Raw genomic sequence first — 25,110 nt, 5'->3', positions numbered from 1 at the left:
CATTCAATTTTGAGTTCAGTATAGTTGACTAATGAGGGAGAACATAGGGGAGTAATGAACAAATTTCTTTCATTTTCTTAACACATTCATCCATTCGGCGGTAATTGGATAGCTGAGAATACAAGATCAATGATTTCTCCACGTGCTTGATTTAAAAAGCCTAACGTAGTCTGCTGCAAATTCTCAATCGAGACACAGGAAGAAAGGAGAATCTTATTTGAGAACATATACATGGAAAGTTCATAAGACGAGGACACATTCTTAACAACCTCAACAATATTCGTATTTTTATATATCTCGGGGAGTTCGATCGCGTACATCAAGTACATGTGTTCACCTTTCATTTGACTGATCTGAAAGAACTCCTTATACAAATTAGATGTCATCGCGTTCCAGCGGTAACCAAATTTGAAAAAGGGCTCCTCTTCCCAATTAGGCTCGAATTGTGATACTAATTCGAGAAATTGCTCGCGATAGTACTGGATTAGATTCATCGATATCATTTCCCCCGCAATTCCTAAGTAAAATTTGCAAACTCTGAATTATGCATATCTTATCGATAAATTGTTGTGAAACTTCTATTTCTGGTTTTAGCTAAACATGTTTTTTGCTAATAGTTCGCTAATGCTTCTTACAAATAATTCCTTATTTTTGGCAAGGGTGCCGTCGCTGCCAGCAGTTGCTCATTAGTTAATCGACAGTCCGATTTAACCAAACTAATCTCACTTTCCTCGTCTTTAACACTTAATTAGTCCTAAATCGCCCAACTAAATTCCCTAAAACAGCACCTAACCAAGGAAAATAGGTAGATAAGCGGGCAAAACCTGACTACACACCATTTTAAGCGCGAGATCCTTCGTTTAGTTGGGAGATATCGGACTATCGGCTTTTTTCAGCTTCCCGAGCACACCAAAGAGAGGTGAGCTCCGCTCACCCCCCTCTTAGAGTTGATTTGTGCTGTTCTTTTATCACAGTAAGTGCTATCTACTTAGTATTTTTACGTATCGCATCATTAAGGAGTGCTGCGTACTTTTGTGCACCCGCTTCCGTTAAGTGGACGCCGTCATTCACGAAGTAGGCATTCTTCCCTTTACTTGCTGTGTACCAGTCTACAATCGTAGCTGCTGGAAATTCTGCAGCAACAGTCGTCAATGCAGCGTTCACTGTATCTTGCCAGTCTCGAGGTACGCGCGTATTCACCAGAATAATCTGCTGTATTTCCCCTAACGAAGCTAACAAGTCACGCAATTGGTTTGGATTAAACGCACCATTCGTACCAAGCTCAATAATTACACGCTTACCCAGCATTCCTTTGGACTTAAGCTCATTGATTGTCGATTGTGCTTGGGTCATCTGTCTGCCCACTTTGCCATCCACGATGATGCCTGGGAGTAATTTTTCCAGGAATGGCGCTACATCTAGAATAACAGAATCACCAATAGCGGTAATACCCTTAAATTCTAATTGCGTAGGTTCGGTCGAATGATCATTTGGTGTTTCAGTCGATTGCGGCCCAGACGGTAGTGGTTTTGATGATGTTTCTGTTGTCCCTGTTGTCCCTGCTGTTCCTGCTGTTCCTGCTGTTCCTGCTGTTCCTGCTGTTCCTGCTGTTCCTGCTGTTCCTGCTGTTCCTGCTGTTCCTGCTGTTCCTGCTGTGCCTGTGGTTCCTGCCGTCCCCCCTGTCGCTGTTGGCCCCGTTTTTCCAGTGCCAGCACCAGCTCCTGTTGCCATCCCAGTTGTCCCCACTCCTGCACTTACTCCTCCTACTCCCGTTGCCGTTATCTCTGTTTTCCCTTTCTCTGCTGTTCCTATAGTCGTAGTTCCAATTGCCGTAGTTCCTGTTCCTGACCCAACAACTGTTGTCCCTACCGTTCCCATTCCTACCGTTGTTCCTATACCCTCCATCACACTAATAATCCCACCTGCGCTAGCTTCAGACTTCTGCGCAAACGAGTTATTCGAACAAGAAATGACGAATAATTGGATTGGTAGAATGGTGATCACTAACATATACCGTAATCGTGAAGGGGACCAGAATGCCATTTTCCAAATGTTAGGTTGAAAAGTGCCCCGACGGAAAGGTTCCTCAATGTACGTATACGAGAAGGATGCCAACAGAAAACTTAGCACAACTTGCATCCCCATTTTGGTCAGATGCGTCTCTCCTGTATCTATGGCCGAAGAAGGAAGAATAATGACTGGAAAATGCCAAATATACAGACTGTATGACCGCTTTCCAATCCAGCGTAATGGCTTACACCCCATGATCTTGCTTAGCAAGGTTGTCGGATGAACGATGGCCGCGATGACGATGGCTGACAATACGGCGAATAATACTAATCCACCGTAATACAGAGAAGCATTATAGGCATTCGTTGTCCACATCATGTAAAGGATACCGAGGAAGGCTGCACCGCCGATCCAATCGAGCAACAAGCCCGATTTGCCTTTTCCCGCGCGTTTGGTTGCCATGCGACTAGGGAGCATGATCGCCAGCGCTCCACCAATCAGCAACGCGAAGGCTCTTGTATCCGTTCCATAGTAAACGCGGCTGGGGTCTACACCTGGTTGATAGACGAACGCCATGACAAGCGCAGAAGCCAGTGCGCCTAATAATGTGAGCAAAAAGAGATAACCTCGCCGGTTCGCAAACCATAAAATAAGTGCTAAAACTAATGGCCAAAGGAAGTAAAACTGCTCTTCGATCGCCAATGACCAGAGATGACCAATTGGAGATGGCGGACCGAAGCTCTCAAAGTACGATACCTGATGAAAAATTAGCCACCAGTTATTGAAATAGAGTAAAACCGATATGAAATCGTCCCCCAAAGGAATGAATCTAGCGCGATCCATAATGAGCATCCACATGCTTACAAACACGAGCATGAAGACCATAGCTGGCATGAGTCTTCTCATTCTTTTTATCCAAAAATCCTTTAAATCAATCCGCCGCGTTGTGTGCCATTGGAGGAGCAACTGATCGGTAATCAAATAGCCTGATAACGTAAAGAATACCCCAACCCCCAACAAACCTCCAGGCATCCATGAGCTGTTCAAATGATAAACAATTACAACCAGCACCGACAGCGCACGCAACCCATCTAGCCCCGGCATGTAATGCTTATTCACCTTGTCACTGCTCAACTTCTGCTTACTTTCCAACTTGCTTGCCATTAGATGAAACCTCCTGCTGTGTAACGCTAATCTTTAGATAAGAATAAGACGGAACGTTTGCTAATAAAGTTTGAGCATTTCCAATCTAAATTTAGAAAAAATGAAGAACCCTTTCTCGGAGATAAATCATTTACAGGAGTTTCCTATTCGGAATAGAATTTCTTCCATATATCGCTAAAAACAAGAAAAACGCTCACCACGCTTGCAACAATTGCAAGGAATGAACGTTTTACATTTGGTTTGATTTATATGGCTCTGCGAATCGCATCCAACACACGATCGCCTTGAAATGGTTTTACAATGAAATCCTTGGCGCCAGCCTGTATTGCTTGAACGACCATCCCCTGCTGCCCCATAGCCGAACACATAACAATTCTAGCATTCGCATCTTTTTTCCTAATTTCCCTGACGGCTTCTACGCCTTCCATCTCCGGCATTGTAATATCCATCGTTACGATATCTGGTTTCAGTTCTTGATATTTCTGTATGGCGACCAAACCATTCTCCGCTTCGCCTACGACATCATGTCCGCCTTTGGTCAAAATATCCTTCAGCATCATTCGCATGAAAGCTGCATCATCTACGATTAAAATTTTAGCCATTCTCGGTCACCCCTCTTAGTCATACTCTTATTCTTGCTCTTTCAATAAAACAACCCGGATATCGCCCACCGTCTCAATAGATATAGGCAGCATGAGCTTGTTCGATGTATCGTTCCCATGAAAATTATCTTGGAGCAATGACGGCGGTGTGATATCTAGTGAAACCCCTTGTTCCCCTAGAATCGTTGTAGTTCCACCTGCAATAATATTCGCAATTTCACTTACACAGCTATCCAGCATGTCACCTTCCATATACATACCAAAAATCGCTTCACTCATTCGGCTAAATACGACGCGCTGACCATCTAAAATCATACAATACTCACTGTTCGTAAAATTGATGGAGACGCCAATCTCGTCTTTGCTTAACGGTTCATTGCTTGTGCTTACTTCTGCTTGATCCAACGACTTTGGAATCACGTTCCCAATCGAAACCCTTACACTATCCAAAAGTAAATTCTGCAGGCTCTGTGTCATACTTCTCTCCCTTATTCAGTGTATGTAACCGGTTGTTGACTACCTTCTATTCGTTTACTTTAGATTATAATTGTTAGGTATTTACACTCCTAAATGTTAAGGATGTATGTGATAAAAAGAAAAACGGAGCTCGCTTATCGCGATGCTCCTTTGTTGTTTGGAAGACTTTCATATAAATGAACTAATAATTGCTGGAAAGCTTCGGCATCGGATTGGAACTGCTCGGTTGTGTTATCCATCACAAACTCCATCAAGATGTAACGTTTTTCATGGAGATCCACCTGTGCCAAGTACTGTGACCATTCATGAATTCCCTCCGAGAACGGTCGGCGGTTGTCTCCTTGCCAATAATAAGCGTGCAAGTTCAATAACTTCTTATTAACTGCTAATGCTTGCAGCCCTTCACAACGTTCTTTCATGGAAAGCTCCGGTGTTGGCTGCCACAAGCTGTACAGATTTGCATGGTCTGCCTCTACTAACAGTCGCTGCGACGATTCATTCGTGTCCGTTAACGTTCCTCGATGGCACTCCAACGCAACCTTAATCCCTTCCTCGGCAGCGGTTTCTGCTATAAGCTTCGCTTCCCTAGCGACCTGTGCCCGATATTCATCGCTAGCGGCTGAAGATGACTGGGTTCCTGCCCAAATACGAATAACTGGCGCATGCAACGCCTTCGCAGCTATCAAGCTATCTCGAAAAGTTCGTACTGGCTGTTCGTTCTCCAGCAACCGAAAATAAGAACCATAAGCCGCTACCTCCATGCCAGCCTCGATCGTTTTTCTATAGAGTTCGCTCGCACCTACGATATCCCCAGGTTGAACATGGGCATTCTCAGACCATTCAATTGCTTTCAACCCACAAGAACTGCTTAGTTGAAGTATTTCATCAGCTGTCTTATTACGAAATGTAACCGATACAATGCCAGGTAGAATCATCGCTGTTCCCTCTCCATTTGAAGTAGTCTCATGTACCATAATTCCCTAATTGATTGGATTTGTAAAGAAAAAAGACTGCATTCACCCGAATAATACGAGTGATCGCAGTCTTCTCGAACCATGTACCGATAGGCAATTGTCTAGCGTCTGAATCCTTGCAACTGTTGTTCAGCAATTTGCACTAATCGCTTCGTGATTGTACCACCGATTGAACCAGCGTCGCGTGTAAGGAGATTTCCATTATAACCATTCGGTTGCAATGCAATCCCTAACTCTTGAGCAACTTCATACTTCAATTGATTTAAAGCGGCTTTAGCCTCTGGAACAAGCAATGTGTTGCTGTTGTTGTTAGCCATTCGTAAATCACTCCTTCTCGTGGTGTAAACTTAGGATGTGGAGTGTAAGGAAATCTTATACATTCAAATTTTTATTTTTCGTGTTTTAATGGAATGACGATGGAAAACGTAACACTAGCCTCCTGCATGGTGAAATCAATACTACCTTTGTAACGCTCAATTAACTGTTTAATAATGTGAAGTCCTAAGCCCTTATTATTCTTTCTTGTTTTGGTCGAAAAGCCAGATTCAAATATGCGTGATTGGATATCTGGACTTACCGGGTTGCAGGAATTGTGCACTTTGATTATCAGTTGGTTAGCTTGAACAACGCCTTCAAGTGTAACTTTTCTTTCTGTAATCGGAAGCTCATTCGCCGCATCAAAGGCATTATCGATTAAATTACTTAAGATGCGAACTAAATCCGTCGTCTTGATCGTCGTAAGTCGCAAATTTTCCATGTTTTTAAAATCAACCTGCATGTCAATGTTATGAACTTCTGCTTGCGCTAGCTTTGCTTGAATAATTCCACTTAATGCAGGGATATTAATTTCAACAGCTTTAATCTTGTAATCCATCATTTTGGCTTCTTGGATTAAAGGATCAATATAGTCTTGCAGGCTCTCATATTTCTTTAATTTTATCATCCACGAGATGGTTGTAATATGATTAATAATATCATGACGTTGTTCCTTAATGGACTGAACAATGGAATTAATGTTATCTAGATACACGTCTTGAACCGTCTTTACAGCGCCTTCATTCTTCTTCCGAGTAGCCGAGAAAAGAATGATGATAACCGTACAAACCAGCAACGTGACAATACTCATAAAGAAGAAAACTTCACGGAATTGTTGCTGCAACGTTTTCTCGATCTGCGTGTAATCGGTTGCAACCATAACCACCTTATTCAAGTCATCCCGCTTATACTTCAGATTCGAGGTTTCAATCGGTGTAAAGCTTTTCAATACGTTCGTTCCATTAATCATCACATTGTAAAAGACTGTACTCTTTTTCTCCAACGCTTCTTTGAGTTTACTCTCTTCAGCCTGATCTCGATACGTGTATGAACCATTCAGAATAAGCCGCTCCGAATACCACTTTTCTCTATTATTAGGGGTTGGACCTTTATCGAAGATTTTCTCAGGATTTAGAACCCCAATTTCAAGTAAATTTCCTTTGTTACTATCCAGCAGTTCATGGATGCTGACATCCACACCTACTTTTTCGCGATAATGTTCCAAACTGCTTGAAACATTCAAATACGGATTAATAATATAATTGGTGGTGCCATCATAATACTCTCCCCATTTTCGGATGTTGGTTTCATCCGTCGAAGCCGTATCGATCGGTCCGCTCCAAAAGTTCTCCATGGATAAACCCGTACCTACATCAACGGTTTTACGATCTGCTAGCTGTAATTGGGCTGTATATACGATGCCCCACGTCTTCGAATTTGCACCAATTTCTTTGGGATCCGAAGATCTAACCCCAATAAACTCATTGCCTCGACGCTCAAATAGTGTTAAACCGCCAATATTCAACTGCTGCGCTAATTCGACTAACTGCTCGTTCGTGACATGGTTAAAGTCGGGATGTAATGACTTCTGAATAGCGATAGAAGCTGTTCTAAGTTCATGACCTAGCATTTCATCATAGGTTGCCTCTACTTCGCTCTGCTTATCGAGCTCGGTCGAAATCGTCGAGGTCACCAAATTTATTTTTTCTTTTTGTTGGTTATTCAAGAGAACTTTCGAATGTTGAAAATACGTTAAATTCATACTTAAAATGGCGATTAAAAAAATTAATATTGTTTTTAACGGGAACTTTTCTAGAGATGAAAACATGCTTACGATCTCCCTTAACAGGCGTTTTGTCTCTTTATTATAAAACAATTCTGTCGAATTTTGCAGTTTTTTTAAAAATTTTGTCCCCTTGTGTCTATCAAGAAGAGCAGGACGATTCTGAATATTTCAAGAGTTTCGTTGTATTGCCGTTTTAGAGCTGTTTCTTCAAACTTTCCTTGCGCGATGTCATCTTCAATTAACAGCAATAACCACATCGAGTATAATGCACTAAAGGAATGATAGTCACGAATAAAGCCTTCCTTCGTTGGGAAATGCAGCCTCGAGCGAACAGCCATATATCGTTCAAGGATATCTAACCGAGATTCCTGTTGAATAACCAAACGGCTATATTGCGGGCTCGTTATGTCCATCAAGTTATAAAGATCCCAGAATACACTATTTATATGGATGTACTCCCAGTCGAGAATGTAAGATTGATTATTCACTTCCGTTAGGTTTAATGGATATAAATCACCATGTGAAATGACTGTTTCACTCTCAAGATGCTCATAAGGAAGAATAACCGCAAGAAAATAAGTCATATGTTCATCTTGAAAACCATGTCGAAGCCATAATTGCTTGATTTGTTCACCCTTAACTTGGATGAAACGCTGAATTTCTGTTAATTTAGGTGAATGACCTTCAAATGCCTGAGGTAAAAGTGATGTAGGCAACCGATGCCAATACGGCATGAGCTCTGATGTTTTGATCAGCATGTCTGCGCGGAAGCTATGTTCCAGCTCACCCAGATCTTCGAAAACCATCCACTCTTTTTCTGGTTCAATCGCTTGTGCGCTGTACATAATTCGGGGAATACGTACCTCGGGAATTCGATAACTAATATGTTCTTGCACCCATAACTCTTTTCCTTTATTCGGATAATTCGTTAGGGGCTTAAAAATAAAACTAATCATGGCCCCCTCTATTTCCACCTGAATCCGTTCTACCTTCTGACCATTACGTCCCACATAAATAACTTCCCGTTCATGGGGAATATCGTCACGAACCCTGCCGGACTCTAAGAAAATATGTTCGTTCATTGCTACCATGATTGCTTCACCGTCCTGACTTTTTTCACGATTCTCAACTTACCTGCTTACTTAAGTTAGAAGACCATGATATAAATGATATTCGAATTATAATATGATATATTTTGCTTATAGATTCAATACATAGTTCACATGGAGGCCAATTTATTATGTTACATGTGCTCGTCGACGAAAATGATCAAACAGCGTGGTATCCCAATTACCTCAGTGGTTTAAAAAAAGGACTTGATACCGCGGGAGTGCTGTATACCTTTTCTCCCAAGCTTCCCGATGACCCCAAGCATCCCGTTTTGATTACACGTTTCACCCTTTTTGATTTGATCAAAGAAGCGGATCCTGTGCCTGAACACATTTATATTCAAGAGCATGATGTCTGGAACCCTTTCACAAATGTCTTGGACTTAGCGTCCTTATGGATCTTTCATCATCCATCTTTAAAAGCCATTTTCTATACGAATCCCAGCATGGTACCTTGGGGGAAACGATGCCTAGCTCCAGGCTCTCAAGTTGATGTCATTGCAGCTGGTTTTCCCTATGACCACGACTATGTGAATGCCACATTAAATGGCATCCAATCTTCCGAAGAACGGGAAAAACTCGTAGTCTTCCCAGGTCGGATGAACGAATTTTATCAACCTTATCTGTCTGTTCGCATGGCATTTGAATTCATGGAATTAGGCTACAGAGTCGTTGTGGCTTCGCCTGTAACACCTCTTTCTCACTATCCAGTGGCCATGTGGAGAGAATTGGGCATCGAAGTCGGAAGACTGCCACATGCCGAGTATTATCAACTATTATCAAAAGCAACCGCTGCCGTATCCGTCACGATCGGCGGTAGCCTAACCCTAGCCCTCTATGAGGCGCAGCTGCTTGGTGCAATACCAATCGCTCCCATGGGACGAGCTGATCTGCCGCCATTCACCGAAATGTATAATCCAAGATATGATCTACTTCATCCTAGAGAAGCCATTAACATGGTTGAAAACAAAGTCTCTGTTACGATCGATAAGCGGTGGTTCAGTATTGATGCCTATGTTCAGACTTTGCTTGATACGATTACTAATCAACATACCTTGCATGTAGAGTAATAAAAAGGACCATGAGTTCCCTGTGGGGATCCTATTAGGTAGAGTCCCTATCACGCGAGTTAGTCGGTTTCATCGACTAACTCCTCTTCAATTGACTCTGATTCACGCGAGTTAGTCGGTTTTATCGACTAACTCCACTTCAATTGACTCTGATTCACGCGAGTTAGTCGGTTTTATCGACTAACTCCACTCCGATTGACTCTAATTCACTCGAGTTAGTCGGTTTTATCGACTAACTCCTCTCCAATTGACACTGATTCACTCGAGTTAGTCGGTTTCTTCGACTAACTCCTCATCTTATGAAGAGTTCTAGTCCCTTACGATTCAATATTTATTAATCCGTAGTCGAAAAAAACGTCCACTCCAATGGAGTGAACGTTTTCTATACAAATTCTAATACTTATGGAAGAACATTTCCTGCTGCACGATAAATCTCATACCATTCTTGACGCGTCAAATGGACATCGCTAGCTTTTGCACATTCAATTAAACGATTGATATTCATTGTCCCCGTAACCGGCTGCATATGTGCTGGATGGCGTAGAATCCAGGCAATCGCGATCGTCGTATTGGACACCTCATATTTTGCTGCGATTTCATCAATCTTCTTATTCAGTTCGGGGAACTTCTCGTTTCCGAGGAATACACCTTCGAAGAATCCATACTGGAAAGGCGACCACGGCTGAATAGTGATATCGTTCAGGCGGCAATAGTCCAGGATTCCACCGTCACGGTCCACGGCAGAGTCATTGAGCATATTCACATTGATCCCATTCGAAATCATCGTAGCGTTCGTGATACTTAACTGCAACTGATTTGCGACAAGTGGCTGTTTGACCGATTTTTTCAATAATTGAATTTGTAGTGGCGTTTGATTGGAAACACCGAAATGTCTCACTTTCCCCGTACTTTCAAGTCGGTCAAAAGCTTCAGCAACCTCAGCTGGCTCTACTAACGCATCCGGACGATGCAAAAGCAGAATATCCAAGTAATCCGTTTTGAGTCTTTTCAAAATCGCATCTACAGATTCAAGAATATGCTCCTTGGAAAAGTCGAACATCCCTTTGCGAATGCCACATTTGGATTGCAAAATCATCTTCTCACGTACATCATCATTCATATGAATGGCATCCGCGAAAATTTCCTCACAGGTTCCGCCACCGTATATATCCGCATGATCGAAGAAATTAGCTCCGATATCCATAGCGCCTTGTACGAAGCGTTCTGCTTCGAGCTTGTCCAATGAGTTAATTCGCATACAACCTACGGCAATAACTGGAACTTCTAACGAACTAGTTCCAAGCTTCATTGTTTTTAACATGACATGTATCCTCCTTCAAAACTCCATCTTTTTTATGTATATCTGATTCGCCTCTCCCATTGTCACATATTGCTCACTCAGATTCAAGAAATGACAACGTAAGTTTTAGACAACTGTCTATTGGGATGTTGGAATAGGAACAATCGCGGTCATTACCGCCAAAAGAAGAAGCCGCCTGCTCCAACTACGTGGGAACTAGCGGCTTTTTCATTTACGCATATAACCAAACTTATGCCTTATGAAATGTTGATGGACGCTCCGCGAGCCCTGCCAAGAAGCTTAACATGAACTGCACGGCAAGACGCGAGGTCACATTCCGCACATCCACGGTCGGATCGATGCAGACGAAGTCTAGTCCCTGCACCTGCGGCAACGATCCGAGACGGTACAGCGCATCTAATGCATCCCACGGATGCATCCCGCCTGTACCGATCGCTGGACATCCCGGGGCATAGGCCTGATCGATGACGTCAACATCGAAGCTCACATACAGCGCATCTGTTTCATTTCCTACTAGCTGAATGGCTTGGTCGAGCACCGCATCCATCCCCATCCGCCGAATATCACGTGATGTATAGACATGTACGCCTTTACTTTTCACGTAGTCATGGTACGGCTTCGCATTCATAAAGCCACGAATACCAATTTGTACGATATGGTGTCCCTCGACTAGACCGGATTCAAGGATCCCACGGAACGGTGTACCATTGGTGACACCTCCGTCCTCAAAATTGCGGACATCATGGTGGGCATCAAAATGCAGGATTCCCACCTTTTGTCCAGCATACCGATTGACGAAGGCTTTGATCGACGGGCAACTAGTGGAATGATCGCCACCAAAGATGATTGGGATCAAGCCCGGCATATGATTATACAGCGTGCGCAAGCTCTCCTCGATGCGGCGATGACATTCCGCGATATCTGTCACATGCATCTGGATATCGCCAAGGTCACGAACAGCTAGCGATTGCAAGTCAACACCATACTCCATCGAATATGTAGTAAACGACTTGAACGCAGCTCGAACCGCCGCCGGAGTCGTCGAAGCGCCGGAATACGAAATAGACGACTTCGACAACGGGATGCCGATGATTCCTGCAAGCAGCTGCTCTTGGCCGTCCCACTGGCGAATCCAATGAACAACCTTGGTTTCCATGTGATCTCTGAACGCAGCTTGATCAGGTGGTTTGAGAAATGGAATCTCGCCGTTCATTGCCCAGCCTCCTCCCTATTCGTCATGAGCTTACGGTTCCATACGCCTACCTTGCCGTTTTTGATGACACCAAACGTATGATTAACTCCGAAATGATAGGGCAGATAAGCAAGATTCGGTGCATCATATATCGTTAAATCCGCTCGCTTCCCTATCTCAATCGAACCAATCTCATGGCCGCGCCCCAACGCGTTTGCCGCGTTGATTGTGCAGGCGGTCAGAATCTCCTCTGGCGTCATTTTCAAGTTCAGGGATGCCAGCATCATGATTAGCTGGATCGACTCCGTTGGACAGGAACCTGGGTTATAATCCGTTGACAGCGCCACCGGCAGCTCATGGATATCGATCATGTCGCGCGCGCGCGCATGTCTGTCCAGACCTAGGTTGAACGAAGTGCCAGGTAAGAGCACTGGAATCACACCATGCTCGGCCATGGCAGCCAATCCTTTATCCGTCGCTGCCAGCAAATGTTCAGCCGAAATCGCACCGATTTCGCCCGCCAGCTCTGCGCCGCCAAGCGGTTGTATTTCATCTGCGTGCAGCTTCGGAATCAAACCATATTCCCTCCCTTTCAGCAGAATACGGCGTGACTGCTCAACGGAAAAAACACCATGCTCACAGAACACGTCACAGAATTCAGCTAGACCATGTTCAGCCACCATGGGAAGCATTTCATGAATGACGAGATCAACGTAGTCCTCGGTGCGACCTTTATAGGCTAGAGGTACCGCATGCGCACCCATAAACGTAGAAACGATATCAATCGTATGCATATCGTTCAACTGTTTGGCCACTCGGAGTTGCTTCAATTCATCCTCCACGGAGAGACCGTAGCCGCTTTTTGCTTCAATTGTCGTAACGCCCTGCAGCAGCATCTCGTCGAGGCTTCTATATGCTTTCGTAAATAACTCTTGCTCCGATGCCGCCCGCGTACTCTGCACAGTGCTAAGAATTCCGCCTCCCTGTGCCAAAATATCCAAATACGAAACACCGGACCGCTTTAATGCCAGCTCGTGTTCACGGGAACCGCCGTGAACGAGGTGGGTGTGTGGATCGATTAACCCTGGCGTAACCATACGCCCGCCAACATCCACGATTGCTGCAACTTCGATGTCTGTCAGACGCTCCAGAACAAGTTCGACAGGGCCGAATGTGACGATTCTTCCTTCACGTATGGCTACGGCTGCATCCTTGATTACTTGAACTTCCTTCATCTGCTGCCCGCAGCGCGGTACATTTCCTGGAGGGGTGACCAATTGGCCGATCCCTATCATGAGCAAATCAATCCGTTCCATCTCCTCACTCCTCCTTCACTGTCCTTGCTCACGCATAGGGATGCGAATGCCGTGCCCTTCCGCAGTTTCAATCGCCTCATCATAACCCGCATCCACATGGCGGATCACACCCATACCGGGATCGCTGGTAAGCACACTGCGGAGGCGTTCATCAGCCCCATCCGTCCCATCCGCTACGATGACCATTCCTGCGTGCAGCGAGTAGCCCATGCCTACACCTCCGCCATGATGGACAGAAACCCACGATGCACCTGCTGACGTGTTGATCAATGCATTCAAGATCGCCCAGTCGCCAACGGCATCGGAACCGTCCTTCATCGCTTCCGTTTCACGGTTAGGCGAAGCCACGGAGCCGCAATCCAAATGATCACGACCAATGACGATGGGAGCTTTCAATTCGCCATTTCTCACCATGTCGTTCAGTGCGAGACCGAATCGTTCACGCTCACCATAGCCAAGCCAGCAGATTCGTGCTGGGAGACCTTGGAAGGCCACTCTCTCACTCGCCATCGTAATCCAGCGACGCAGATGATCATTCTCTGGGAACAGCTTCAGCACAAGTTCGTCAGTTTTGCGAATATCTTCCGGATCACCGGAGAGTGCTACCCAGCGGAAAGGTCCTTTACCTTCACAGAAAAGTGAACGTATATAGGCGGGAACAAAACCTGGAAAATCGAAAGCATTCCTTACTCCTTGGTCGTAAGCAACTTGACGAATATTGTTGCCATAATCAAAGACGACGGAGCCCATTTGTTGCAGATCGAGCATCGCTTGGACATGAGTCGCCATGCTGCTCGTGGAAAGCTTCACATAGTGCTCGGGATCCTTCTCACGCAATGCAGCTGCTTCCTCCAGCGTAAAACCAACTGGGATATAGCCAATTAACGGGTCATGAGCCGACGTTTGGTCGGTTACAAAATGCGGCTTGATACCGCGCCGCACGAATTCCGGGTATATGTCTGCAGCATTACCCAGTAGTCCAATGGCTAGCGCTTTCTTGTCTTTCATAGCGCTAGCAGCCAGCAGCAGTGCTTCATCCAATGTTTCTGCTAACACGTCACAGTACCGCGTTTGAATTCGACGCTCAATGCGAGCTCGGTCCACTTCGACCGCGATGACAACACCCTCATTCATCGTGACAGCTAACGGCTGAGCACCGCCCATGCCGCCAAGACCTGCGGTCAACGTCAACGTGCCTTTGAGCGAACCGCCCGTATGCTGGCGAGCAGCTTCAGCAAAGGTTTCATACGTCCCTTGCAGAATGCCCTGCGTTCCGATGTAAATCCAGCTGCCCGCCGTCATTTGCCCGTACATCATCAGCCCCTTTTGCTCCAGCTCACGAAAGTGCTCCCAATTCGCCCATTTCGGCACAAGTACTGAGTTCGAAAGCAGCACACGCGGTGCTCGTTCATGGGTTTTGAAGACCCCTACCGGCTTGCCGGATTGGATCAGCAGAGTTTCATTGCTTTCCAGGCGCTGCAATTCGCGGATGATCGCATCGTATGATGGCCAGTTGCGAGCTGCTTTGCCGATACCGCCGTAGACGACGAGATCTTCCGGTCGTTCTGCCACTTCCGGATCAAGATTGTTCATCAGCATGCGCATAGCTGCTTCCTGAATCCACCCTTTGCAGGAAAGTTCAATTCCGTGAGGAGCGCGAATTACTCGTTTGTGAGGATTAGAATTCGTCATAAGTGATCTCCTTCTAAGTTACGCTTATTAGTCAAAAAAGTGTCCCCGCCACAGCCTCCACCGCTTGCAGCCACTGGCCTTCCAGCAAAGCCGTTGCCACGTTTTCGATATCACGGGAGGTTGATCTGTCTTCCACAACGGGAGGTACGAGTGCCCGTAGCTTGTCGTACAGAACCCGCGTAGCAGGTGCAAGCCCTTCAGCTCCTACAAATTCAGCCGCTTCAGCCCCACAAATCAACTCGATAGCCAGCACCTTGGACACGTTGCTGATGATCTGTGCTGCATGACGTGCTGCTGTTGTTCCCATCGACACATGATCCTCTTGATTCGCCGAGGAGGGGATCGAGTCCACGCTGGACGGGTGAGCGAGCACTTTATTTTCCGAAACAATCGATGCACTTACATATTGCGTGATCATCATGCCGGATCCCACGCCTGGGTTGTGGCTCAAAAAAGCAGGCAATCCTCCCGATAATGCTGGATTAACTAGCCGTTCGGTACGGCGTTCGGAAATATTTGCAAGCTCGCTCATGCCAATTTTCAAAAAATCCATAGCAAAAGCGATCGGCTGCCCATGGAAATTACCGCCGGAGATGACTAGACCCTTCTCCACGAATAACAAGGGATTATCCGTTGCGGAGTTCATTTCAATTGCCAGCTTATCCTGCACATAAGCAAGCACTTGGCGAGTAGCCCCATGTACTTGCGGTAAACAGCGCAGGGAATACGCATCCTGTACGCGAAGCTCACCTTGGCGTGTCGTCAACTTGCTGCCTCGCAGCAAGCTGCACAGATTTTTCGCTACGCCGATTTGTTCTGGATACGGTCGAACCTGCTGCACCTCATGGGCAAAAGCATCCGGAATGCCCCGCAAGCATTCGACCGTTAGGGAGGCAATCACATCGGCGATTTTTGCTAGTCGAAGGGATTGGATAAGTGCCAACGTACCGATAGACGTCATGATCTGGGTACCGTTAATTAGGGCTAGCCCCTCTTTGGCCTGCAAGCTAATCGGTTTGAGCCCTGCCCGCGTGAGCGCTTTCTCACCCGATATACGTTCACCTTGGTAAAACGCCTCACCCTCGCCCATCAGCACCAGCGCCAAATGAGACAATGGCGCCAAATCTCCGCTAGCGCCAAGCGAACCTTGCTCCGGCACGACGGGGTGTACGCCACGATTGATGCAGTCGAGCAACAACTGCAGCGTTTCTGGGCGAATGCCGGAATGGCCTTTGGCCAGTGCGTTCGCGCGCAGCATCATCAACGCACGGACCGTTGGTTCCGGCAGTGGTCTGCCAACGGCGCAGGCATGGCTGCGGATCAAGTTAACCTGCAGCTGCGCAGCATCTTGAGGGGAAATCGTCACATCGCTGAATTTGCCGAAGCCCGTTGTGACCCCGTAGACCACTTTGCCAGCAGCGACCAGTTCATCCACCATTTTGCGGCACGCGATGACACGTCTAAGTGCCTGCGCATCTAATACGACGGGCACATGGTCATAAACAACCGCCGCGACTAACTCCGGTATCAATTGCTCTCCGTTTAATACAACAGGAGTCGCTTCTAGGTTGCTTTCCTGATGTTTGGATACCATCGCCATGGTCAAGTCAGACTCCTTTCCTTTCTCGCTTTACCAAAAGAAAGGGACCGTACGGAAGTTGTTAGCTTCCATTCGGTCCCTTTTTGAAAAAGAGGATTGTATGCGATTGTCCGGTATCCAGCTCCAGCCGATCCATCATCGCGATCACTCACTTTATCATTATTTTGTTTTTCCTAATCTTACCTATTCCCATTTTCACACCTGGTTCGTGAGCTGTCAAGATGGCTTAAAGCCTAGTTGTGGCTACATGACTAGTCCAACTTCACATCAATGTTTAAGAATCGGTTTCAGTTGTGCAATGATTTCCTCCATTTGCTTCGAGCATTGCTCGTACATTTCTTTAGCCTTTTTATTATTCGTGGTCAGTCCATATAACATCAAATCGCCTTCGCATTGTTTTAAGGTTGCAAATAACGTTGCTTTCTCCTGTGGCACAGGGACGTTGATCTTGTCATCATACAAATCAACAAACAATTGGCCGTAAGAATCCACTTGACCTAAAAATACATTTTCGACAGTGACACCTATTTTAACTAACTCCGTATTCAGCCATGCCCGACTAAAACCTAGCGTAGCCAAAGGTTCGTCTATAATTACGCCATCCATGATCACTGCTTGCGGCTCCTTCTCAGGCGCAACTTGGATGCCTAAATGTTTGGGCGTTAGCGGTTGATTCTCACGCGTTAAGAGGACATTAATTACTCCGCTTGGTTCCATAATGGCAAATTCCACATCGGCCACTTTAAATACCGATCTTTTGCGCAGTTGCTCCATAAGTTCATCCGTGGTTAAGCGTTCTTTCTTTAAATTATCTTCCATGACTTTACCATCTCTAATGAGGATTGTCCCTTTACTATCAATGAAATCCCGCGCTTTTTTACTTTTCATCTGCAGAAATTCAATGCCTAAGGTGCAAGCCACCCATACCCCTATGGCTACCAACCCTAGATACCATTTCGTATCCGTGTCCAACGATATATACGCCGCGAGATTACCAATGGAAATCCCGGTGATGTATTCGAAGAAAGACAGCTGTGTGACTTGCCTTTTCCCCAACAGCTTCGTCATAAGGAAAAGCACCACAATTGATAAAAATGTCCGTAAAACGATTTCAACCCAATCTAACACAATGAATCCTCCTTTTTGCGATGCAAATTCCAATTGTATTCAATTGTTTGTTGAACGCGTGAAATTTATACAATAAAAGGAAAAAACGCTAATCCGTGCGAATGGACGACCAGCTGAACAATAACGTTATGCAACCTCACTTTATTTCCAGTAAAAATGAGAAACCACGCAAGATAAGATGATGCCATGGGATGCCATCACCTTATCTTACGTGGTTTTCTGAGAAGCGGAAAACGCCATCCAACCAACTCACCATTCGGACTTAGTAATCCAATTTACTACGATTAACTACTACTCCAGTAACTTCTACCTATCTACGCCTAACCAGTATCCATCCCATTTTCAGGCCGTGTCACTACATTCTTTAGCCTGCGCTAACCGCATTTTCCCCTAGTCTCCAATGCTTCAATTCTTTTTCAATTACGAATTGAATATTATCGACGATTGAGTACTCGTAGGTTCCATACGGTCGATGTGTTATTCTTTCCACGTAATCTCCGCTAGCCACAACATTTCGCAGAGCCTTACCAATCTCATCTTGCATGGAAGCATGCTGCTCACCAATACGAATCAGCGCGATAACCGAATGTGAGAAGAACTGGAAATACGTATCGTTATATTTCTTCTGCCTCGCACCTTCCGTACCGTCTCCTGCATTGTAGAGGGCCCGCTCGATTTCCTCTGGATCCTGTAAAAGGCGAATGAGCTCGGAGGCGATTTCCTTATCCCGCATTCTTCCGAGCAAATAGATGGCCATGTATCCACGCATTTGATTGTTTTTGCGGCAATCCTGCAGAACCAGCGAGTCCCGCTCCATGACCATGGCTCGTAGATTTGGCAACGCTGCCTCATCCTCCAATAGTGCTAAGGCAAAAGCACAATGCTTGCGAAGGGATTCTGTGCCGTCCGTGTCATCCTTACCTTCCTCCATCCAAATGTGCAAATGAGGCTTCATCGCGTCACCAAGTCTTTTGCAAGACCAGATCGCCACACCGGGTTGCTCGCTCATTAAGCCTTGACGGATCTGATCCGGATCGGTTAGCCAAACGATCGGCAGTGCCGGTTTCCTCCCACCCGGATATGCAAATTCATACCCTTTATCGTTGTGTGGATCAAAGCAACCCGTTTCAGTCAGATGCTCGATAAGCTCTTCATACGGCACATCCTTGAGTGCCAGACTGTCCTTGATTGCGATATATGCAGCTGTTGCTGCGGCTTCGCCAGACTTTTGCATATCTCGGTTCATTCTCACACACGTGGATAAATCATGATCGACAGATAAGCAGCGACCTGCCGCGAGCAGCCCCTCGAATCCCTTAGGGATCATAGCTCCGAGAGGAACCGGAACCGTAATATTGGCAGCCCCTAAATTACTGGCAACAAACCAATCTTGCAGATGCTGACTTTCGAAAGCATGGTCACGGCCATGTTTATCAATATCCGCATTGGCATAAAACACGGGTTGCTCTGTCGTCCTATCTGCGAAGAAATCCCCGAGTGCAATCGTTTCTTCGCCTTCTATTAAACGGCCTTCCCTAACACCTAATAATGGAGCGATATGCAGTAACCGATTGTCGTTTGAGTACGTTTCTTCCAAATGCTGCGCATGCGCAAGAACCAAAGCCGTGGAAAATGCATTTCCATCCGTTTGGTTCGTACAGCCGGAATCGAAATTTCTCCAGCTTACTTTATTACCCGCTGCGAATACTTTAACGCTTGTAAAAGGCTGCGTTCGACCATCCAGCTCTCGACCATATTGGAAGCCGCCTCCAGCCAAGTGAACAGCTTCAGCATCTCCTGTACAATCGATCAACACCTTGCAGTTCACTGACTGTATGCCTCTTGGCCCTATGAAGCTCACACCTCTTACTTGCTTGCCCTCCAGATAAACACCTGTTATAGCTGATTTATAAGTAAGCTCCGCACCATAACGTATCGCTTCCTGCTCCAAAACGTACTTCTTGGCCTCTACGTTGTAAGCACTAGACTTCGTGTAGATCGTATCCACATAGTCAGCTACCTTCTCATCCAACTGCTCATATAATCCCCCGGTAGAACCGAAATAGTAGCCGTTAACGGAACCTGCCGTTCCCATGCCGCCCATACAGTTCATACGATCGATGCCAAGGACTTTCAACCCTTTGCGAGCGGCGGTAATTAATGCAATTGCACCTGATGTGCCAAGCCCCGCTACGATGACATCATAGCTTTGGGCAAATCCGGGTAACTCTGTTTCAGTAACTGTTATGGCGCCATTCACATTTTGTGATAACCGCATGCTAGTTCCCCCTTCCAAACGCAAGTCCTGCTTCGAATGCCTCTAAAGGATTGCGAAAAGCACCGGATGGATGACTCCACCAGTTCGGCTCAATGGCAGTCGGCTCTTGATTAATTTGAAGCTCGAAACAGCCAGCTATAGCAGAAATCGTCCACTTTTCCCAAACATCCGGCCTATTCGCCCACATGTGATGCAGCTTGTGCCTAGCTGCAATCCAGTCATCCTCAACATCAACAGTTACTTTCACAATCCATTCACCCTGAAGCTTACCAGTGGCAAAGCGAACATTTTCCATGGTGAACAACGGTACTTCCAGCCCCTCTTCACGACAACTCAGCATCGCATTCAAGCTTTTGGACACGACACTACCTGGCAATGCGCTTTCTGATCGGGTGTCCATAATGCGATCCGTTGTGAACCGGCTGAAGCCAGAGGCGTTGTATACAGTGACTTCAAATCCCTCAGCTAGACGGCGAATTTCCGTAACATCGGTATGCAGCATGATCGAAATGGCATCCTCAGCAATCTTGTTGTAGAGCACGGGGGCAATGGCAGGAATGTGCACACTTCCCTCTTCTGACAAGATACCGCGATCGAGTAATTCTTTTTTCAACTTCTCGCCTTCTGCGGTTACAGGTGTTTGCTGCCATCCCTCACCTAGATGATAGCTATTAATGAATTCATGTCCGACAAGCGCTGTTCTTTCAATCACAAGTGCCTCTTTGTTGGTATACGCTGCTCCCAGCCCTGCAAATGTTGCTCCAATAATAATCATCGGATAATACCGATGCTCCATGTGAACCACGCTGGATCACCTCATTTCGTTGTTTGGACAATCAAATACGAAGCATTAATATTTTTTGCCTTCCCGATACGCGCTTGGTGTAACCCCTTCGTACTTCTTAAATACACGGATGAATGTGCTGATACTGTAAAAGCCTACAAGATCACTGATATCTTTAATCAAAATGTCATCCTGCAGCAGAAGCGTTTTGGATTTATCCACTCTATACTTATTGATATACTCGGTTAAATTATCGCCAACTTGCTCCTTGAAATAACGGGACAAATACGAAGGATGCACATTAAAATTGGCTGAAATGGTGCCAATATTGAGAGCCTGATCGCGATAGTTTTCGGAAACAAAGTTAAGCACACTTTCTTTCAAACGGATTTTCTTGTTACTCTTCTTTCGTTCTTCCACATATCCGCAAATTTTTTGTAAGAACTGCGTCATGCGCTCTCGCATCGAGGCGACGGTACTCCCGTTCATGAGCTCACGGATCGCTACCAAATTTTCTTGATAAATCTCCGGGTGATCTAGATTGGATTCCATCGCTGCCTTCATCATCGTAGAGCTAATGTCAAACATGAGGCATCGAATCATGTCTACTGAAATATTTTTTTCAGCCAAATTATGGTCAATGATGTCATCTAACATCGCCTTCGCACCAGGAAAATCACCTGCATTCACATAGTTAATTAACTGATGTTCCTTCTCCATCGTATAGTCGTATGACGGCTTCTGTACTTTGATTTGATCATGCCAAATGATCGTCTGACCGCCAAGCAACATCCGGTACTCCATCGCTTCCAGCGCCTCTAGATAAGCTACGGGAAGCTGCATGGAAGATTTATGATTAGAGCTGATGGATACGGTGAACAGAATGTGAAAGCGATTACTAATAAACCTCTGCGACTCTTCCGCTAAGCTTTTGAGATCAGCAATTGCGGTTTCAGCGGATGTGCCCGGCTCAAAGTTAATGATACAAGCAAGCATCTCGTCTACTTCTGTCATCCAGCCTTGATGCTTCTGTCCTGCAAGCTCCTCCACAATATTCGTCATGATAAGGTGAACGAATTCACGCTTCTTCTCCACATCCTGCTCATCATGCCGAAAGAAGCCGCTATAATCATCGAGATAAAATAAGACAACAGCAAAATCCTCAGAACGAAGTTTGATACCATATTCTGGGAGGACATCTGCAATCGGAAAATCGTTCTCGATTCTGCCTTTGAGAAGCCGCACAAGGAGATTGGATCGCAGGGTCTTATTCTGCTTCTCAATCGTACGATTCATATCTTGATAGCGGCCAAATGTGTTATCAATCGCTTCCTCCAGATAGTCATACTCGTTGGACTTGGCGTGACTTAACGTCTGATTACCACTGCGTTCAGCGACGCTGCGCACAAGCTTCTGGAGAGGCGAATAATTTCTTCTAGCGAGCAGCACGGCAATAATTAAGCCAATAATTAAGGCAACAGCTAACATGAGCAGTGACATATTCCACACATACTCCGACTTTTCACTATAGAGTTTGGCAGGAAGGACATAGACATACTTCCAGTTACTCTGCTGGGATTCGATGTACGAAAGAACAACCTGTTCGCCATCCCACACAGCGGACGTATTTCCGATACGTTCTCCACCTTTTTTGGAAAAATCAAACGTCCGCTCCCGCGCCTTATCGCCTTCCGTCGAAGCCAACAGCTTATTCTGGGCATCAAAAATGTAGACATTTCCTTGATTATAGGTTTGGATATTACGAATGGATGACAAGAGACGTTCTTCATTTAATTCAATAACAAGAGCTGCTGGATAGGAGCCTCCTTGTTGAATAGGAAGTCCTTGGGTATAAATAATGCCATTTTGCACAACGCCGCCTAGCTCAAGAAAATTATAGAAAGAGCCTCTTTGGGTCTGTGCCAAGTAATTCCGCCACTGCTCCATAGAGATTCCGGTGGCGCTCATATTTTGCTTATAAAATAAATCGCTTTGATAGTAAGAACTATCGCTGAGAACAAAATCTCCCTCGGGGAAGTAGATATAAAAGTTATTGACGTACCGTTTAGAAATGTTATAGGCTTTGAACTCCGCTAGCAGCTGCACGATGGATAGACGTTCCGTGGTATCAATATCTTTCTGAGCGCGTGCCAAGGTGCTGACCCTCGGATTAAGAGAGATTACCTCAGTCAAGCGATACGTATAATCAACGTAGTTGTCAATCTCTTGCTGAAGCTGTGACAACAAAGCTGAGTTCGCTTTAAAGATCTCATCTTCAATAACCCGTCGCGTTTGCATATGCGTTGCAGCCATCAAAATAATTGGAATCATCAGCACAATCGCATAGGAACCCAGCCATTTGCTTCGTATGCCACGCCATTTCCAACTATACCTTACCTTCATGTCACAACACCTCGGATGCCAGATTTCTTATTCCTTCACCGACCCTATCATAACACCTTTCACAAAGTATTTCTGCAGAAAGGGATAGACAAATAGGATAGGCAAAGTCGCAATAATGATCGTGGCATACTTGATACTTTCTCCTACCGCTTCTACATCTTCAATAGCTGCATTTCCCGACATGTACGACGTATTGTTCTGAATTAATATCTCACGCAGAATTAATTGAAGGGGAAATAACTCGCGATCTCGGAGGTAGAGCATCGCTCCAAACCAGGAATTCCAATGTGCAACGCCATAAAATAACAGCATAACGGCCATAACCGGCATGGAAAGCGGAATGACAATTCGGAACAATATCGTGAAATCTTGGGCGCCATCCATCCTAGCTGACTCGATCAAGCTTTCAGGTATCGTACTAAACGAAGTACGAAGAATGATGAGATTCCAAGTGGAAATAAGCCCAGGAATAATCAACGCCAGCAGATTGTTGCCTAAATGCAGCCAATTGTTAACCAATAGATACGTCGGAATCATACCACCTGAGAAAAACATGGTGAAGACGATCATCAGCATAATGTGCTTCGTCCATACTATGCCCTTACGTGATAACACGTACGCGCCTAGACTAGTCATGATCAAATTCATAATTGTTCCTACAATGACTATGAACAGCGTGTTCATATAACCGCTTATGATATTCGGATTTTTGAATACCAGTTGATAGGCTTCTACCGTAAATCCAACAGGAGCTACTAGCAATCCTGTTTGCGCGATCAGTCTCTTGGAATCACTCAACGAAGAGAACACGACAAATAGGAACGGATACAACGTGACGGCGATCATCAGTACCATAAACAGGACATTCAGTATTTGGAAGATCGTTTCTCCCTTACTTCTGCGAATCGAATTAAGTACCATTTGATTTCCTCCTGCATCGCTTTACCATAAGCTGTTCTCGCTAACTTTCCTGCTAATTCGGTTGGCCGTTATGAGCAGGATAAAATTGATGGCAGCTTGGAATAATCCGATTGCGGTCGCATAGCTAAATTCGAAAGAGCCCTGCAAGCCTTTACGGTACACGAATGTACTGATCATATCTGCGGTAACATACGTATTCGGATTATAGAGAAGAATAATCTTCTCGAAGCCGACGTCCAGCATATGGCCAACTTTTAGGATAAACAAAATAATAATGATTGGCATCATGCCTGGGATCGTTACATTCAGGATTTGTTTCCAGCGATTAGCTCCATCAATCCTCGACGCTTCATATAATTCTGGATTAATACCGGTGATGGCAGCTAAGTAAACAATCGAACCCCAACCGACTCCCTGCCAAATATCTGAGATAATATAAATACTGCGGAAATATTCCGGATGAGCGAGTAAGACCTGCCGTTCCATGCCGAACCAAACCAAGATGTCCGTAATAAAGCCATCCCTAGCTAGAAACTGCGTAATCATTCCACACACAACAATCAGGGAGATAAAATGCGGTAGATAGGTGATCGTTTGAACGAGCTTCTTGAATCGCTTGCTGACAATTTCATTAATAAGCAAAGCGAAAATAATAGGTGCTGGGAACGAAATTAGCAGCATGTATACATTGAGCAGCAGCGTATTCTTCAGCAGTCGCCAGAAGTAATAGCTTTGGAAGAAGCTTATGAAATGATCGAACCCCACCCACGGACTGTGCAGGAACCCATCCGCAATCCGATAATTTTTAAAAGCAATGATCGCTCCATACATGGGAACATAATGGAAAATAAGATAAAAAAGGACGACTGGAAAAATCATGACATATAAGTATTTGTGCTTTCGATAGTCGTTAACTAGCCATGACATGCCTCTTCCTCCTTTCACTTGCGAATTCGATAGGGATCCTG

At 45.3% G+C, this 25,110-nt stretch carries 20 protein-coding genes; 1 reads left to right on the top strand and 19 read right to left on the bottom strand.

The features are described from left to right. Nucleotides 1-86: 86 nt before the first annotated feature. The 8 genes from J2736_RS01920 to J2736_RS01885 all read right to left on the bottom strand — a co-directional run bounded on the left by J2736_RS01920 (nt 87) and on the right by J2736_RS01885 (nt 8,419). Nucleotides 87-494: a hypothetical protein gene (locus J2736_RS01920; RefSeq protein WP_310222994.1), complete on the bottom strand. Its 408-nt coding sequence runs from the start codon at nt 492-494 to the stop codon at nt 87-89. A gap of 490 nt (nt 495-984) precedes the next feature. Continuing rightward, nucleotides 985-3,174 (bottom strand): acyltransferase family protein, encoded by a 2,190-nt coding sequence (locus tag J2736_RS01915; RefSeq protein ID WP_310222992.1) that lies wholly within the window; start codon nt 3,172-3,174, stop codon nt 985-987. A 245-nt stretch (nt 3,175-3,419) separates the two neighbouring features. Further along, nucleotides 3,420-3,776: a response regulator gene (locus J2736_RS01910; RefSeq protein WP_310222991.1), complete on the bottom strand. Its 357-nt coding sequence runs from the start codon at nt 3,774-3,776 to the stop codon at nt 3,420-3,422. A gap of 27 nt (nt 3,777-3,803) precedes the next feature. After that, nucleotides 3,804-4,253: a chemotaxis protein CheX gene (locus J2736_RS01905; RefSeq protein ID WP_310222989.1), complete on the bottom strand. Its 450-nt coding sequence runs from the start codon at nt 4,251-4,253 to the stop codon at nt 3,804-3,806. Nucleotides 4,254-4,387: 134 nt separating this feature from the next. Further along, on the bottom strand, nt 4,388-5,188 hold the full coding sequence (locus J2736_RS01900; protein ID WP_310222987.1) for a sugar phosphate isomerase/epimerase family protein: 801 nt from the start codon (nt 5,186-5,188) through the stop codon (nt 4,388-4,390). Between the two features lie 140 nt (nt 5,189-5,328). Next, entirely contained in the window at nt 5,329-5,544 is a 216-nt protein-coding gene (locus J2736_RS01895) for an alpha/beta-type small acid-soluble spore protein (protein WP_310222984.1), read from the bottom strand. Between the two features lie 71 nt (nt 5,545-5,615). Next, the gene (locus J2736_RS01890) at nt 5,616-7,268 is read right to left on the bottom strand and encodes a sensor histidine kinase (RefSeq protein WP_310222982.1); all 1,653 of its coding nucleotides are present in this window, start codon (nt 7,266-7,268) and stop codon (nt 5,616-5,618) included. Between the two features lie 173 nt (nt 7,269-7,441). Further along, nucleotides 7,442-8,419, bottom strand: coding sequence for a protein kinase family protein (locus tag J2736_RS01885; protein WP_310222980.1), 978 nt, complete (start codon nt 8,417-8,419; stop codon nt 7,442-7,444). Between the two features lie 149 nt (nt 8,420-8,568). Here J2736_RS01885 and J2736_RS01880 point away from each other — a divergent pair, with 149 nt between their 5' ends. Continuing rightward, the gene (locus J2736_RS01880) at nt 8,569-9,507 is read left to right on the top strand and encodes a hypothetical protein (RefSeq protein WP_310222977.1); all 939 of its coding nucleotides are present in this window, start codon (nt 8,569-8,571) and stop codon (nt 9,505-9,507) included. A 400-nt stretch (nt 9,508-9,907) separates the two neighbouring features. On the opposite strand, the gene J2736_RS01875 is transcribed toward J2736_RS01880, so the two are convergent. The 11 genes from J2736_RS01875 to J2736_RS01825 all read right to left on the bottom strand — a co-directional run bounded on the left by J2736_RS01875 (nt 9,908) and on the right by J2736_RS01825 (nt 25,069). Continuing rightward, nucleotides 9,908-10,828, bottom strand: a complete 921-nt coding sequence (locus tag J2736_RS01875; protein ID WP_310222975.1) for an aldo/keto reductase — start codon at nt 10,826-10,828, stop codon at nt 9,908-9,910. A gap of 229 nt (nt 10,829-11,057) precedes the next feature. Beyond that, nucleotides 11,058-12,041 (bottom strand): formimidoylglutamase, encoded by a 984-nt coding sequence (hutG, locus tag J2736_RS01870; RefSeq protein ID WP_310222974.1) that lies wholly within the window; start codon nt 12,039-12,041, stop codon nt 11,058-11,060. Further along, on the bottom strand, nt 12,038-13,336 hold the full coding sequence (gene hutI / locus J2736_RS01865) for an imidazolonepropionase (RefSeq protein WP_310222972.1): 1,299 nt from the start codon (nt 13,334-13,336) through the stop codon (nt 12,038-12,040). Before hutI ends, hutG begins: the two co-directional genes overlap by 4 nt. Before the next feature lie 15 nt (nt 13,337-13,351). Further along, nucleotides 13,352-15,028, bottom strand: a complete 1,677-nt coding sequence (gene hutU, locus J2736_RS01860; RefSeq protein WP_310222970.1) for a urocanate hydratase — start codon at nt 15,026-15,028, stop codon at nt 13,352-13,354. A 31-nt stretch (nt 15,029-15,059) separates the two neighbouring features. Then, nucleotides 15,060-16,622 carry a histidine ammonia-lyase gene (gene hutH / locus J2736_RS01855; RefSeq protein ID WP_310222968.1) on the bottom strand — a complete coding sequence of 521 codons (1,563 nt, stop codon included), beginning with the start codon at nt 16,620-16,622 and terminating at the stop codon, nt 15,060-15,062. 273 nt (nt 16,623-16,895) lie between these two features. Beyond that, entirely contained in the window at nt 16,896-17,756 is an 861-nt protein-coding gene (locus J2736_RS01850) for a DUF421 domain-containing protein (protein WP_310222966.1), read from the bottom strand. A 364-nt stretch (nt 17,757-18,120) separates the two neighbouring features. Then, nucleotides 18,121-20,034 carry an FAD-dependent oxidoreductase gene (locus J2736_RS01845; RefSeq protein ID WP_310222965.1) on the bottom strand — a complete coding sequence of 638 codons (1,914 nt, stop codon included), beginning with the start codon at nt 20,032-20,034 and terminating at the stop codon, nt 18,121-18,123. A gap of 1 nt (nt 20,035) precedes the next feature. Then, nucleotides 20,036-20,839: a hypothetical protein gene (locus J2736_RS01840; RefSeq protein ID WP_310222963.1), complete on the bottom strand. Its 804-nt coding sequence runs from the start codon at nt 20,837-20,839 to the stop codon at nt 20,036-20,038. Nucleotides 20,840-20,884: 45 nt separating this feature from the next. Further along, nucleotides 20,885-23,221: an AraC family transcriptional regulator gene (locus J2736_RS01835; RefSeq protein WP_310222961.1), complete on the bottom strand. Its 2,337-nt coding sequence runs from the start codon at nt 23,219-23,221 to the stop codon at nt 20,885-20,887. Between the two features lie 27 nt (nt 23,222-23,248). Beyond that, entirely contained in the window at nt 23,249-24,142 is an 894-nt protein-coding gene (locus tag J2736_RS01830) for a carbohydrate ABC transporter permease (protein WP_310222959.1), read from the bottom strand. Nucleotides 24,143-24,163: 21 nt separating this feature from the next. Further along, the gene (locus tag J2736_RS01825) at nt 24,164-25,069 is read right to left on the bottom strand and encodes an ABC transporter permease (protein ID WP_310222957.1); all 906 of its coding nucleotides are present in this window, start codon (nt 25,067-25,069) and stop codon (nt 24,164-24,166) included. Nucleotides 25,070-25,110 lie beyond the last annotated feature (41 nt).

The organism is Paenibacillus qinlingensis, from assembly GCF_031455095.1.
Taxonomy (GTDB): domain Bacteria; phylum Bacillota; class Bacilli; order Paenibacillales; family NBRC-103111; genus Paenibacillus_E; species Paenibacillus_E qinlingensis_A.
This window is presented reverse-complemented; position numbering and strand designations above follow the sequence as displayed.